The sequence below is a fragment of the Streptomyces sp. ITFR-16 genome, assembly GCF_031844705.1.
Classification (GTDB): Bacteria; Actinomycetota; Actinomycetes; order Streptomycetales; family Streptomycetaceae; genus Streptomyces.
In genome coordinates, this window is sequence record NZ_CP134609.1 from 5,822,954 (window position 1) to 5,836,529 (window position 13,576).

At 73.4% G+C, this 13,576-nt stretch carries 12 protein-coding genes; 7 read left to right on the forward strand and 5 right to left on the reverse strand.

The window, feature by feature from the left end:
* The first annotated feature begins 47 nt into the window (after positions 1-47).
* From RLT58_RS25770 to RLT58_RS25780, 3 genes are all read left to right on the forward strand, one after another.
* Positions 48-1,478 carry an HtaA domain-containing protein gene (locus RLT58_RS25770; RefSeq protein WP_311312735.1) on the forward strand — a complete coding sequence of 477 codons (1,431 nt, stop codon included), beginning with the start codon at positions 48-50 and terminating at the stop codon, positions 1,476-1,478.
* A 79-nt stretch (positions 1,479-1,557) separates the two neighbouring features.
* Positions 1,558-3,105 carry an HtaA domain-containing protein gene (locus RLT58_RS25775; RefSeq protein ID WP_311312736.1) on the forward strand — a complete coding sequence of 516 codons (1,548 nt, stop codon included), beginning with the start codon at positions 1,558-1,560 and terminating at the stop codon, positions 3,103-3,105.
* Positions 3,106-3,184: 79 nt separating this feature from the next.
* Entirely contained in the window at positions 3,185-3,865 is a 681-nt protein-coding gene (locus tag RLT58_RS25780; protein WP_311312737.1) for a PhzF family phenazine biosynthesis protein, read from the forward strand.
* Between the two features lie 155 nt (positions 3,866-4,020).
* Here RLT58_RS25780 and RLT58_RS25785 read toward each other — a convergent pair whose 3' ends face one another.
* Positions 4,021-4,686 carry a biliverdin-producing heme oxygenase gene (locus tag RLT58_RS25785; RefSeq protein WP_311312738.1) on the reverse strand — a complete coding sequence of 222 codons (666 nt, stop codon included), beginning with the start codon at positions 4,684-4,686 and terminating at the stop codon, positions 4,021-4,023.
* Positions 4,687-4,924: 238 nt separating this feature from the next.
* Complete coding sequence (gene map / locus RLT58_RS25790; RefSeq protein WP_311312739.1) at positions 4,925-5,782, reverse strand: type I methionyl aminopeptidase; 858 nt, start codon at positions 5,780-5,782, stop codon at positions 4,925-4,927.
* Between the two features lie 58 nt (positions 5,783-5,840).
* On the opposite strand from map, the gene RLT58_RS25795 reads away from it, so the two are divergent.
* A complete protein-coding gene (locus tag RLT58_RS25795) occupies positions 5,841-6,074 on the forward strand; it encodes a hypothetical protein (RefSeq protein WP_311312740.1) in 234 nt (77 codons plus the stop codon).
* A gap of 31 nt (positions 6,075-6,105) precedes the next feature.
* On the opposite strand, the gene RLT58_RS25800 is transcribed toward RLT58_RS25795, so the two are convergent.
* Entirely contained in the window at positions 6,106-7,416 is a 1,311-nt protein-coding gene (locus RLT58_RS25800) for an MFS transporter (protein ID WP_311312741.1), read from the reverse strand.
* 90 nt (positions 7,417-7,506) lie between these two features.
* Complete coding sequence (locus RLT58_RS25805; protein ID WP_311312742.1) at positions 7,507-8,109, reverse strand: hypothetical protein; 603 nt, start codon at positions 8,107-8,109, stop codon at positions 7,507-7,509.
* A 140-nt stretch (positions 8,110-8,249) separates the two neighbouring features.
* Here RLT58_RS25805 and npdG point away from each other — a divergent pair, with 140 nt between their 5' ends.
* Positions 8,250-8,960 carry an NADPH-dependent F420 reductase gene (npdG, locus tag RLT58_RS25810; RefSeq protein ID WP_311312743.1) on the forward strand — a complete coding sequence of 237 codons (711 nt, stop codon included), beginning with the start codon at positions 8,250-8,252 and terminating at the stop codon, positions 8,958-8,960.
* Positions 8,961-9,049: 89 nt separating this feature from the next.
* Positions 9,050-9,235 (forward strand): hypothetical protein, encoded by a 186-nt coding sequence (locus RLT58_RS25815; RefSeq protein ID WP_311312744.1) that lies wholly within the window; start codon positions 9,050-9,052, stop codon positions 9,233-9,235.
* 13 nt (positions 9,236-9,248) lie between these two features.
* Here RLT58_RS25815 and RLT58_RS25820 read toward each other — a convergent pair whose 3' ends face one another.
* Positions 9,249-10,043 (reverse strand): site-2 protease family protein, encoded by a 795-nt coding sequence (locus tag RLT58_RS25820; RefSeq protein WP_311312745.1) that lies wholly within the window; start codon positions 10,041-10,043, stop codon positions 9,249-9,251.
* Positions 10,044-10,233: 190 nt separating this feature from the next.
* Here RLT58_RS25820 and RLT58_RS25825 point away from each other — a divergent pair, with 190 nt between their 5' ends.
* Complete coding sequence (locus RLT58_RS25825; RefSeq protein WP_311312746.1) at positions 10,234-13,572, forward strand: ATP-binding protein; 3,339 nt, start codon at positions 10,234-10,236, stop codon at positions 13,570-13,572.
* Positions 13,573-13,576: the final 4 nt, after the last annotated feature.

Consider the following 13,576-nt stretch of genomic DNA (forward strand, 5'->3'; position numbering starts at 1 on the left):
ACCTTAGGTTAGCCTTACCTGCGTATCCAGCCCTCGGAGGGGTCCCCATGCCATCGTTCAGACCGGCCCGCGCGCTCGCCGTCGCGCTTCTCGCGGTCCTGCTGGGAGCACTGCTCCCGGCGACCGCCGCGCAAGCGGCGTCCCGCACGGTGCAGGGCGGGCGGCTGGACTGGGGCATCAAGTCCTCGTTCCAGAGCTATGTCACGGGCCCCATCGCGCACGGCAGTTGGAGCCTGACCGGCGGCGCCGCCACGGTCGGCGGCAGCCAGTTCCGCTTCCACTCCGCCACCGGGTCCTACGACCCGGCGAGCGGGGCCTTCCGGGCCGGCTTCTCGGGCGGTGTCCGCTTCCTCGGCCACAAGAAGTCCGACGGCTCCTACGAACTCGACCTCACCATCAGCCGCCCCACCGTCCGCATCCAGGGCGGCGCCGGCACCCTCTACGCGGACATGGTCAGCAAGGAGCGGGGGAGCGGGCGGGTCACCACCACCGCCCAGGTGCCGCTGGCCACGCTCGGCCTGTCCGGGATCGACATGCGGGGCGGCTCCACCCCCGTCGCCCTCAACAGCGTCCCGGCGACCCTGACTTCGCAGGGCGCGAAGTCCTTCGCCGGCTACTACACGGCCGGCACGCCGCTGGACCCGGTCAGCCTCTCCGTGGACACCAAGGGACCGGCAGCGAAGCCCGGCGCCCCGAAGCCGTCCGTCACGAAGTCCTCGGGGAAGCCCGGCGCGAAGCCGAAGGAGACCGCGGCCGGCCGTGTCGAGGACGCCGCCGTCGACTGGGGCGTGCGCCGCACCTTCCGCGAGTACGTCACCGGCTCGATCGGCCGGGGGAAGTGGACCCTGGCCGACGGCGCCCAGGACGGCGGCGCGCTCTTCCGCTTCCCGAAGGGGCAGGGCACCTACGACCCGAAGAAGCAGACCCTGGCCGCCACCTTCGCCGGGAGCGTCCGCTTCACCGGGGCGAACGACCTCGATCTGACGCTCTCCCGGTTCGCGGTGGGCCTGAAGGCGGGCAAGGGCACCCTGCGCGCCGATGTCCGCAGCGAGGGCGAGACCCGCAAGGCCGTGCCGCTCGTCACCTTCGCCGCCGAGGAGTTCGAGCCGAAGGACGGAGTGGCGGTCCTCACCGAGGCGCCCGCCACCCTGACCGCCGACGGCGCCAAGGCGTTCGGCTCCCTCTACAAGGAGGGCACCGCGATGGACCCGGTCTCGCTCGCCGTGGCCGTCGACGCGAAGGCGAAGCTGCCCGCGCTCCCCGATCTGGGCAGCGACCCGACGCCCTCGCCGCAGCCCTCGGACACCCCCGCCGCGAAGACCACCGAGGCAGCCGAGGCATCGGCGGCCGACGAGGGGTCACGGACCGGGCTGTATCTGGCGCTCGGCGGCGCCGCCGTGCTCGCCGCGGCTGCGGCGGGCGTGCTGTTCCTGGTCCGCCGCAACCGCTCGACGCCGGACTCCGGCACGCCTTCCTGACCCCGCGCCCCCTGTTCTTTCTCCCTCCCCCCACACCATCCCCATTGCCCGCTGTTCATCCCTGAGGAGACCACCCACCATGGCAGCAACCCGCCGCCCCATAGCCCTCGCCGCAGCCGTCGCCACCGCTGCCGCGCTCGGTGCCGCCTTCGCGCTCCCGGCGCTCGCCGCCGACCGCTCCGCGCCGCAGGCCGCGACGGCCACGACGATCGAGCTGAAGGACGGCACCCTGGACTGGGGCTTCAAGGAGTCCTTCCGCAAGTACATCGGCGGCGCCGGGAAGATCACCGTCAAGGACGGTGCCACCCAGGCCGCGAACAACGGTGTCTTCACCTTCGTCAACGGCAAGGGCACGTACGACACCACCACGCACGCCACCGACACCGCCTTCCAGGGCGGCGTCAACTTCTCGGCGCACGGCGGGATCCTGGACATCACGCTCTCCGACGTGAAGGTCTCGACGGCCGGTACGGGCGGCGCGATCACCGCCGACGTGGCGACGCCTTCGGGCACCAGGAACGACGTGGCGATCGCCGACCTCGACCTCTCGGCCGTGCGGCCGGGCCAGGGCGCGGGCGGCGCGATGGTCTTCAAGGACATCCCCGCCAAGCTCACCAAGACGGGCTCCGAGGCCTTCGACGGCCAGTACAAGGAGGGCGAGGTCCTCGACCCCGCCACGCTCACCGTGACGGCGGCTGCGGCCCCGACCGAGAAGCCGACGGACAAGCCGACGGACAAGCCGACCGACAAGCCCACCACGAAGCCGACGGACAAGCCCACCACCGAGCCCACCCAGCCGACGCCGAAGCCCTCCCCGACCACCACGGCCACCGACAAGCCGGCCGCCGACCCGGGCGCGATCGTCGACGGCACCCTGGACTGGGGCGTCAAGGCCTCCTTCCGCTCGTACGTCACCGGCCCCATCGCCCACGGCAAGGTCGAGACCACGGGCGGCGCGACCGCGACCGGCGACGGCTACCGCTTCCCGGACGCCACCGGCCGCTTCGACGCCGACAAGAAGACCCTGAACGCCGAGTTCGACGGCAAGGTCCGCTTCCTGGGCCACAAGGAGGGCGACGCCTACACGCTCGACCTCTCCCTGAGCCACCTGAAGATCCAGGCGGACGGCACCAAGGGCAAGCTCGTCGCCGACGTCTCCTCCAAGGACCGCGAGACGAAGAAGACCTCCACCTACACCGGTCTCGCCGTCGCCGAACTCAAGCTGCCGGCCGGCGGACTCACCGCCAAGAACGGTGTGGTGACCCTCTCCGGCGTTCCCGCGAGCCTCACCGCCGACGGCGCCACGAAGGCCTTCGGCGGGATGTACCAGGCGGGCGAGCAGCTCGACGCGCTGACCGTCGCGGTCTCCCTCGACAAGGACGCCGACCTCCCGTCCACCGGTGGCACGACGGGCGGCTCCACCACGGGCGGCTCGACGGCCGGCTCCACCACCGGCGGCTCGTCCACCGGCGGCACCGTGGGCGGCGGCGGCACGGTCGGCGGCTCGGGCGCCCTGGCCTCCACCGGCTCCGACATCCCGGCCGGCGCGCTGTTCGTCGCCTCCGGCGCCATCGTGGCGGCCGGCGCCGGAGCGGTCGTCGTGGCCCGCCGTCGCCGTACCGTCTGACCCCGGCACCACGCCACCACCGCCCGGACAGCGGCCCTTTCGCGGGGCCGGTGTCCGGGCGGGGTGCTTGAATGCGCACGTGAGCGACTACGACGTACCCGCCGGAGCCGGTATCGATGTCCTGCGCGTGTTCTGCGGCCCCGACGGCAGGCACGGCAACGCCCTCGGAGTCGTACGCGAGGGGCGCCACCAACCCGACGAGGTCTCCCGGCAGGAGCTGGCGCGGAAACTCGGCTTCAGCGAGACCGTGTTCGTGGACGACCCCGAGCGCGGTCATCTGGACATCTACACCCCGGGGCTCCGGCTTCCGTTCGCCGGGCACCCCGTGGTGGGCGCCGCCTGGCTGCTCGACCTGGAGGTGCTGGAGCTCGGCGTGGGCGAGGTCTTCGCCCGCCAGGACGGCGAGTTCAGCTGGATCACCGCCCGCCCGGAGTGGGCGCCGCCGCGCACGCTGGAGCAGTACGGCTCGCCCGCCGAGGTCGACGCGCTGCCGGCCCCGCCGCCCGGCGAGGGCTGGCTCTACGCCTGGGCGTGGGAGGACGAGGCGGGCGGCAGGGTGCGGGCGCGCGCGTTCCCCCGCCGGGACGACGGCATCACCGAGGACGAGGCGACGGGTGCGGCGGCCCTGCTGCTCAGCGCCCGTCTGGGCCGGGCCCTGAACATCCACCAGGGCCGCGGCTCCCAGCTCCTCACCGCCCCGGCCCCGGACGGCACGGTCGAACTCGGCGGGCGCGTACTCCTGGCCCAGGCGGGCCTGTGACGACCGGAGACGACGGAATCAAGCCCGTCGGCGCCAGATCAAACCGGCAGCGGCAGAAATCAAGCCCGTCCGGCGGTTGAGGACAGAACGAAGCGGCGGGGCCGGGCCCACCGGACAACTCCGGTCACCCCACCCCGCCGCCGGCCGCCCAAGGCCTACGCACTGATCGGGAACACCTCACCCAGCTCCCGGAACACCGCCGTGTTCAGCGAGAACGCCCGCTTGCACTCGTCCACGATCCGCTGCTTCTCCAGGTCGTCCGCGTCCACCGCGTCCAGCAGCTCCCGGTACCCCCGCTTGAACGCGGCGGGGTTGGAGATCTCCTCGAAGACGTAGAACCGCACCCCGTCGCCCCGCCGCGCGAAGCCCCACGTCTTCTCGGCCTTGTCGCGGATGATCTGGCCGCCCGACAGGTCGCCGAGGTAGCGGGTGTAGTGGTGCGCGATGTAACCGGCGGGCCAGGTGCGCGCGCACTCGGCGACCCGCGCCGCGTACGCCGCGGTGGCCGGCAGCGGCTCAAGGCCCTCGCGCCAGTCCGCGCCCCGCAGATGGGCCAGGTCGCGCTCCAGCTCGGCGGTGCGCATCAGCTCGGGCTGTATGAACGGCCCGGCGACCGGGTCGGCGGCCAGCGCCTCGGCACCGTCCTCCAGGGCGCGGTAGACGAACCACAGCTGCTCGGTGTAGCGCGTGTACGCGTCCACGCCGAGGCGCCCGCCGAGCAGGTCGCTCATGAAGGTCGAGGTCTCGGCCTCGGTGTGCTGCTCGTGCGACGCCGTGCGGATCAGCGTCGAGAAGGGCGTGGCGGTGACGGTTGCGTCCAAGGCGGGCCTCCGGGGACCGAGGGGGACGGGAAGTCCAGAAAGAGACGGAAATATCGGCGCGCCGCAGCGGTCCGCCGCAACGTCTGCCGATGCGTCGATCTTCCTACTTAGGCATACCTAAGTCAACTGTTTGCCGACCGCTTGTCGGTAAAATTGCCGACGGCCTGTCGGTAAAAACGGCCGGGGAGACGGGAACGGCCGCCCGGGAGGGGCGGCCGTTCGGCGGGAGCGAGGGGGCTTACGGGAGCGTGAGGATGTCGGCGCCCGTCTCCGTCACCACGAGCGTGTGCTCGAACTGCGCGGTCCGCTTGCGGTCCTTCGTCACCACGGTCCAGCCGTCGTCCCACATGTCGTAGTCGTGGGACCCGAGCGTCAGCATCGGCTCGATGGTGAACGTCATGCCCGGCTTCATCACGGTCGTGGCGTGCGGGCTGTCGTAGTGCGGGACGATCAGACCGGAGTGGAACGAGGAATTGATCCCGTGCCCGGTGAAGTCCCGCACCACCCCGTAGCCGAAGCGCTTGGCGTACGACTCGATGACCCGCCCGATCACATTGATCTGGCGGCCCGGCCGCACCGCCTTGATGGCCCGCCTCAGCGACTCCTCGGTGCGCTCCACCAGGAGCCGCGACTCCTCGTCCACCTCGCCGCAGAGGTAGGTGGCGTTGTTGTCGCCGTGCACCCCGTTGATGTACGCGGTCACATCGAGGTTCACGATGTCGCCGTCGCGCAGCACCGTGGAGTCCGGGATGCCGTGACAGATGACCTCGTTCAGCGAGGTGCACAGCGACTTCGGGAAGCCCCGGTAGCCCAGCGTCGACGGATAGGCGCCGTGGTCGCACATGAACTCGTGCGCGACCCGGTCGAGTTCGTCCGTGGTGACGCCCGGTGCGATGTGCTTCGCGGCCTCGGCCATCGCCTGCGCGGCGATCCGGCCCGCGATGCGCATGCGCTCGATGGTGTCGGCGTCCTGGACCTCCGGGCCGGTGTACGGCGTCGGGGCCGGCTTGCCCACATACTCGGGGCGCCGGATGTTTCCGGGCACGGAACGGACGGGAGTGAGCTCCCCTGGTACAAGCAGCGACTGGCCAGACATGCCAGCGAGTCTAACCAGCGTGTCTGGGGCAGCATGGCACCGAGGAAAGGAGCCGGTGATGGCCCTGTTCAAGAAGCGCACGGTCGGCAAGCCGGGCGAGTGGTACTACTGCCTGGAGCACAGGAAGGTCGAGGAGGGCCCCGACTGCCCGGCCAAGGACCGCTTCGGCCCGTACACCTCCCGCGAGGAGGCGCAGCACGCGATGGACATCGCGCGGGAGCGGAACCTGGAGTGGGAGAACGACCCCAAGTGGCACGACCGCCAGGGGCCGGACGAGGACCCGGCCGGCTGAGCGTGCGGGGCCCGGGGTCCGTGCCCCGGGCTCAGCCCGCGGGCTGAGCCCGCAGGGCCTCCTCGCTCTGTGTGCGCCTGCGCAGCGCGTCCTCGTCGGTCGCCGAGTCGTACGTGAGGAGCTTCGGCAGCGCCGCCGCCAGCAGCGCCACCGAGGCGACACAGGCCACGCCCCCGCTCCAGATCGCCGTCCGGGTGCCCGTCCACCCGGCCATGCCGCCGGCCCGCACCTGGCCCAGCTGCGGTCCGACGCTGTACGAGAGCACCTCGATGCCCGCCAGCCGGCCCCGCAGCTCCTCCGGGATGGTCTGGTTCCAGATGGTCGAGCGGCCGAGCCCGCTGAGCATGTCGCCCGCGCCGGCGACCGTCAGACAGCCCAGCACCAGCCAGATGTTGCCGAACCAGCCGGCCGCCGCGATGGCGAGCCCCCAGACGGCCGCCCCGCACACCACGAACAGCCCGTGCCGGCGCACCCGTGCGGTCCAGCCGCTGGTCAGGCCCAGGACCAGGGATCCGACCGAGCCCGCCGCGTACATCAGCCCCAGCGCCCAGTCGGCGTCCAGGTCGTCCGCGAGGAAAGGGAAGATCGTGTTCGGGAAGGCGAAGAACATCGCCGCCATGTCGATCGCGTACGTCCCCAGCAGCACCGGCTTGGACCAGGCGTAGCGCGCCCCCTCCGCGATGCCGCGCAGCGAGGGCCTCTGTCCCTTCTCCGCGGGCGGGGCCGGGGAAAGCCCGCGGCACAGCAGGACGGAGACGCCGAACGTGACCACGGTGATCGCGTACGCCGTGGCGTGCCCGGCGTATGCCACCACCAGGCCCGCCAGCGCCGGGCCCATGATGGCGCCGGCCTGCCAGCGCAGCGAGTTCAGGGCGGCGGCTGCGCCCAGCTGGTCGTGCGGGACGATCCGGGCCATCAGCGAGTCCAGCGCGGGGCGCTGGAGCCCGGCGAGCGCGGAGACGCCGCCGGCCACCACGTAGAGCGGCCACAGCATGGGGTGCGGCAGCATCGCGTTCACCAGCAGGACCACCGCGAGCAGGCCGAGCCCCGCCTCGGTGGCCAGGATGACCTTGCGCCGGTCCACGGCGTCGGCGAGCGCGCCGCCGTACAGCCCGAAGACCACCAGCGGCACGAGCTCGACCGCGCCCATCGCGCCGACCGCGAGCGGGGAGCCGGTCAGGTCCTTGATCTGGAGCGGCAGCGCGATCAGCGCCATGAAACTGCCGAAGTACGTGACGATCCCCTGCACCCACAGCAGGCGGAAGTCCGCCGAGGACCGCCAGGGCGAAAGATCGGGAAGCAGCGTGGCCAGCCTGGCGGCGAGGGAGGAGCGAGAGGTCACAAGGCGACATGCTCCGTCCGGATACATGCCCGATGCAAACGCATTCCCGCGGCAGGCCCCGGCCCCCTGCCCGGCCCGCCCCGGCTCCGCTCACCAGCGGGACGGCGGCGGTGCGGTCAGCTGGTCCGCGAGCCGCGACAGCCGGTCCCGGAAACTCCGCCGGCCGCGCGGCACGGGCGCGCTGTTCTCCCCGGCGGCGGCGCTGACCAGGTGCTGGACCGTGTCCAGGTCCACGTCGTCGCCCGCCGCCACCGACAGCGCCTCATGGGCCAGCCCCCGGACCTCGGGATCGCCGTTGTCCAGCGAGAGCACTGTCGCCCCGGCCCGCCGGGCGTCGTGGACCCGCTCCAGCAGCCCTTCGTCCGGCCGCTCCGGCACCACCACGAGCAGCGTCTCGCCCCGCCCGGCCGCCTCGATCCGGCCCAGCCCGACCGCCAGGTGCGCCGGGTCGCCGGCCCGCACCCGGTGGCGTACCAGCGTGGGCGCCAGCTCGGGCAGCCCCGACCAGGTGGACTCGTCGACCAGATGGGCGGCCAGATGCCAGGGCTCGTACTCCTCGGTCCCCACCAGCAGCAGCCCGCCGCCGTGCGGGACGACACAGGACCGGAGCGTCCCGGCGAACCGCCGGGTGGCCGCAGGCCACTGGGTCCCGGCGAGCACCTCACGCAGCAGCGCCACACGTACGGCATCCATGGCCCGGCATCATGCAGCACACCCGGCCCCCGCACCGGGCGAACACCGGCGGAACCATCCGAACGGGTCCGTACGGCCGGCCGCGGCTCCCGCCGGGGGAAGGGCCGTCACGCCCCCTACCTGGCAGTAGTGTCGGGGCCATGACTACGAATGACAGCGGCAGCGCGCCCAAGCCCCCCGCCAAGGATCCCTGGGACCTCCCCGACGTCTCCGGCCTGACGGTCGGCGTGCTCGGCGGTACCGGCCCGCAGGGGCGCGGCCTCGCCTACCGGTTCGCCCGCGCCGGACAGTCCGTGATCATCGGCTCCCGCGCGGCGGACCGCGCCGAGGCCGCCGCCGAGGAGCTGGGCCACGGCGTCCGGGGCGCGGACAACGCCGTCTGCGCGCGCGACAGCGACATCGTGATCGTCGCCGTGCCGTGGGACGGGCACGCCAAGACCCTGGAGTCGCTGCGCGAGGAGCTGGCCGGCAAGCTCGTCGTCGACTGCGTCAACCCGCTCGGCTTCGACAAGAAGGGCGCCTACGCCCTGAAGCCCGAGGAGGGCAGCGCCGCCGAGCAGGCCGCCGCCCTGCTGCCGGACTCCCGGGTCACCGCCGCCTTCCACCACCTCTCGGCGGTGCTGCTCCAGGACGAGTCCATCGAGGAGATCGACACCGATGTCCTCGTGCTGGGCGAGGCCCGCGCGGACACCGACCTCGTCCAGGCGCTGGCCGGCCGGATCCCGGGCATGCGCGGGATCTTCGCGGGCCGGCTGCGCAACGCCCACCAGGTCGAGTCGCTGGTCGCCAACCTGATCTCCGTCAACCGCCGCTACAAGGCACACGCGGGGCTGCGCGCCACCGACGTGTGAGCCGGGCGCACCCACCCTGCTCGGAGCGGCCGGGGCATGGGGGACACTGGACGGGACCGCGCACCACCCCCCCGACAGGAGCCACCCCCATGCCCCGCCTCGCTCTCTACGCCGTTGCCGTCTGCGTCCTCGCCGTCGTCGCCGCCGTGATCTCCTTCGTACAGGGCAGCTGGCTCCTCGGGATCGTCTGGGTGCTGCTGGTCGGACTCTCGTCCAACATGGCGTGGTACTACGTGCGCCGGCACCGCGCGGACCGGCCGGTCCGGAGCGCCTAGGCCCTTCGCGCCGTCACCGCGCGGTGCAGAACGGGTTCTCCGACTGCCAGAACCGGTAGGTGTCGAACCCGCAGTCCGAGCGGAACTCCTCCACGCCGAGCGACCCCAGCAGTGCGTCGATCGCGTGGAAGAACGCGAGGTTCACCTCCGGGATCCACAGCAGCGCGAACACCGCGATCAGCCCGAACGGGGCGATCGGCTCCACAGCGCGCCGCACCCGGTACGAGAGCCAGGGCTCGATCACCCCGTAGCCGTCCAGACCCGGCACCGGTACGGAGTTCAGGATCGCCGCCGTCACCTGGAGCAGCGCCAGGAACGCCAGCGCGTTGCGGAACGGGCCGGGGACGCCGCTCAGCGCGTCCAGCCAGAACGGCGCCGTGCACACGAGCGCGAACAGCACGTTGGTCAGGGGCCCGGCCGCCGAGATCAGGCTGTGCTTCCAGCGGCCGCGGATCCGCCCCCGCTCGATGAAGACCGCGCCGCCCGGCAGACCGATCCCGCCCATGATCACGAACAGCACGGGGAGCACAATGCTCAGCAGCGCATGGGTGTACTTCAGCGGGTTCAGCGTGAGGTAGCCCTTGGCGCCGACGGAGATGTCGCCGCTGTGCAGCGCCGTCCTGGCGTGCGCGTACTCATGGAGACAGAGCGAGACGACCCACGCCGACGTGACGAAGAGGAACGTGGCGAGGCCCGGCTGACCGGCGAAGTCCGTCCACAGCGCCCAGCCGGACACCGCCGTCACCGCGGCGATGCCCAGGAACACCGGGCTGATCCGCCGGTCGCTGCGGGCGGTGGCGGTGGTCATCGGCGGCTCCAGGTGGCTTCGGGACGGGCGGGAGCGGGCGGGCGGCGAGCCCCGACCGTACAGGCGACACGGGGAAAACGTCTCGCATCGGGCGGGTGGTTCCGGAAAGGGTGGGGGCGGGACGGACGGGGCGCGGGGGTACGGCCGGGCGGCTGTACGCAACCGGCCACCGGTCACGGACAATGGGCGCGTGCGCTACGGCATCCTCGGTACCACCCAGGCACTCCGCGACGACGGCACGGCCGTCGCCCTCGGCGGGGCACGGCTGCGTGCCCTGCTCGCCGTACTCGCGCTGCGCACCGGCCGTACGGTCCCCGCAGGGGTGCTCGTCGACGAGGTCTGGGACGGCGAACCGCCCGGCGACGCGACGGGCGCGCTCCAGGCCCTGGTGGGCCGGCTCCGGCGGGCGCTCGGCCACGCCGCCGTCACCTCGGCGGAGAGCGGCTACCGGCTGGCCGCCGAGCCGGACAGCGTCGACCTGTACCGCTTCGAACGGCTCGGGGGGGAGGGGACGCGCGCCCTGGAGGACGGCGACCCGGCGAAGGCCCTGAACCTCCTCGACGACGCACTCGGCCTCTGGCGCGGCCCCGCCCTGGCCGACCTCCCCGACCGGCACGCCGTCGCCGCGCGCTGGACGGCCCGACGCCTCGACGCCCGCCGCGCCCGCATCACCGCCGCGCTCGCCCTGGGCCGGGCCGACGAGGTGCTGCCTGAGCTCGCCGCGCTCTGCGACGAGCACCCCATCGACGAACCCCTCCAGGCCCTGCGGCTGCGCGCCCTGCGCGACGCCGGACGCACCGCCCAGGCGCTCGCCGCCTACGACGAGGTGCGCACCGGACTCGCCGACCGGCTCGGCACCGACCCCGGCCCCGAACTGACCGCGCTGCACGCCGAACTCCTGCGCCAGGAACCGGCCGGGACGGCCCCGCGCACACCCCCGCCCGCCGGGACCGCGCCCCCCGCCGCCCCCGTGCCCGCCGCCCGGCCGGGCAACCTCCGGGCCAGGCTCACCAGCTTCGTCGGGCGGGAGCGCGACATCGGCGCGGTGCGCGGCGACCTCACCCGGGCGCGCCTGGTCACCCTGCTCGGCCCCGGCGGCGCTGGCAAGACCCGGCTCTCCCAGGAGGTCGCCGAGTCCACCGGCCCCGAGCAGTGGCCCGACGGCGTCTGGCTGGCCGAACTCGCGCCCGTGGACGACCCCGAGGCGCTCCCGGAGGCGGTGCTCAGCGCGCTCGGCGCCCGCGAGACCGTGCTGCGCGGGGCCGGCGCCGAGGAGCTGCGGGCCGCCGAGCGCGGCACCGGCGAACCGCTCGCCCGGCTCACCGAGTACTGCTCCCGGCGCCGCATGCTGCTCCTGCTCGACAACTGCGAGCATGTGATCGAGGCCGCCGCGGACCTCGCGGACCATCTGCTGGCCCGCTGCCCCGGGCTCACCGTCCTCGCCACCAGCCGCGAACCCCTCGGCGTGCCCGGCGAGTTCGTCCGGCCCGTCGAGCCGCTGCCCGATCCGATGGCGCTGCGCCTGCTCGCCGAGCGCGGCGCCGCGGCGCTGCCCGGCTTCCGGGTCGACGCGGACGAGGAGACGGCCGCGGCCGCCGCCGAGATCTGCCGCCGGCTCGACGGACTGCCGCTCGCCATCGAACTGGCCGCCGCCCGGCTGCGGATGCTCACCCCGCAGCAGATCGCGGACCGGCTCGACGACCGGTTCCGGCTGCTGACCAACGGCAGCCGTACCGTGCTTCCGCGCCAGCAGACCCTGCGGGCCGTCGTCGACTGGTCCTGGGACCTGCTCCCCGGGGACGAACGCACCACTCTGCGCCGGCTGTCCGTCTTCGCCGGCGGCTGCACCCTCGAATCGGCCGAGGCGGTCTGCGCGGACAGTCCCGCAGAGGCCCACGACATCGCCGGGCGGCTCGGCTCCCTCGTCGACAAGTCCCTGGTGGTGGCCGCGCCCGCGGCGGACGGCGGGATGCGCTACCGCCTCCTGGAGACGGTCGGCGAGTACGCGGCGGAACGGCTCGACGAGGCGGGCGAGCGCGACGCGGTGGAGCGCCGGCACCAGGTGTACTTCCGGGAGCTGGCCCGTACCACCGACCCCCTGCTCCGGGGCGCCGGCCAGCAGGCCGCCATCGAACTCCTCCAGCGCGAGTACGAGAACCTGCGCACCGCCCTGCGGCACGCCGTCGCCGCCCGCGACGAGCAGGAGTCGCTGAGCATGGTGCTCTCCCTGTCCTGGTACTGGCAGATGCGCGATCTGCGCAGCGACGCCCTGCACTGGTCCGAGGCCGCTGCGGCGCTCGGCCCCGATCCGTTCGCCGGACCGCCGGCCCCCGCGCCCTCGATCCACGAACGCTGCACGGACGCACCCCCGCCGATGGGTCCCGAACTGCTCCAGGAGGCGCGGCGCCAGGTGGCCCTGGTCCGCCTCGTCAGCCTGGACCACGCGATGGACCAGTGGAAGAACGAGGCCACCATGGAGCGGCTGCGGGCGATCGCCGCCACCTACCGGGCCGGCCAGCCGCAGACCTGCCGCAGCCCCGCCTCGCTCTGGTTCTTCGCCGTCATGCTGACCGGCGGCGTCGAGGACCTGAGGAACCTGCTGGACGAAACGGTCCGCGCCACACGGGAGTTCGGCTACGAGTGGGAGATGGCCGCGGCCCTCCAGATGCGCGCCAACGTCCTGGCCAACCGCCCCGACTGGGCGGGGGCGGCCCATGAGGACGCCGCCGAGAGCCTGGAGATCTTCCGCCGCCTCGGTGACGAGTGGGGGATGGCCGAGGCGCTCTCCTCGCGCGGCGAGGCGCACGAGAAGACGGGTGACTACACCCGGGCGGCCGAGGACTACCAGGCGGCGATCGGCTCGGCGGAGAAGCTCGGCGCCCTGGTCCAGGTCGCGGTGCTCCGCACCCGCTACGCCTCCGCGATCACCGAACTCGGCCGGGGCGAGGAGGGCGAGGCGGTCCTGCGCGAGGTCCTCGCCGACAGCCGGCACGCGGGCCACGGGGCGAGACCGGCGGCCCGGCTCTTCCTGGCCCTGTGGCTGGGCCGCACCGGCCGTACCGCCGAGGCGCGCGAGCAGTTCGGCGAACTGCGGCGGGAGTTCGAGCCCCAGACCATGGAGATCTTCGAGGGCTTCGTGGTGGGCGCCCTGGCCTGGCTGGACAACCTGGAGGGCAAGTACGCGATCGCGCTGGAGCGGGCCCGGCAGGCGCTGTCGCACCTGGGCGATCTGCTGACGCAGATGGTGGCCCCGCAGATGGCGGTGATCCATCTGGTCACCGCGGCCTGGGCCCTGGGCGGACTCGGCGGGGAGCGCGCGGCCGCCCTCGCGGCGCGGCTGCTGGCCGCCTCCCGGGAACTCCTGCCGCCCGGGCACTTCCTGACGGCGATGGAGCGGGAGAACTTCGCGCACGCCGAGGGGCTGGTCCGCGGCGAGCTGGGGGACACGGCCTACGAGGCCGCCCGCGCCGAGGGCGGCGGCCTCTCCCTGGAGGAGGCCACCGCCCTCGTCGACGCGTACCGGCACTGAACCG

What these genes read in the sequence shown, in the direction of transcription:
- npdG (WP_311312743.1), top strand. Translation starts at nt 8,250, where the DNA reads ATGACTACGAATGACAGCGGCAGCGCGCCCAAGCCCCCCGCCAAGGAT.
- RLT58_RS25775 (WP_311312736.1), top strand. Translation starts at nt 1,558, where the DNA reads ATGGCAGCAACCCGCCGCCCCATAGCCCTCGCCGCAGCCGTCGCCACC.
- map (WP_311312739.1), bottom strand. Translation starts at nt 5,782, where the DNA reads ATGTCTGGCCAGTCGCTGCTTGTACCAGGGGAGCTCACTCCCGTCCGT.
- RLT58_RS25795 (WP_311312740.1), top strand. Translation starts at nt 5,841, where the DNA reads ATGGCCCTGTTCAAGAAGCGCACGGTCGGCAAGCCGGGCGAGTGGTAC.
- RLT58_RS25805 (WP_311312742.1), bottom strand. Translation starts at nt 8,109, where the DNA reads ATGGATGCCGTACGTGTGGCGCTGCTGCGTGAGGTGCTCGCCGGGACC.
- RLT58_RS25770 (WP_311312735.1), top strand. Translation starts at nt 48, where the DNA reads ATGCCATCGTTCAGACCGGCCCGCGCGCTCGCCGTCGCGCTTCTCGCG.
- RLT58_RS25820 (WP_311312745.1), bottom strand. Translation starts at nt 10,043, where the DNA reads ATGACCACCGCCACCGCCCGCAGCGACCGGCGGATCAGCCCGGTGTTC.
- RLT58_RS25815 (WP_311312744.1), top strand. Translation starts at nt 9,050, where the DNA reads ATGCCCCGCCTCGCTCTCTACGCCGTTGCCGTCTGCGTCCTCGCCGTC.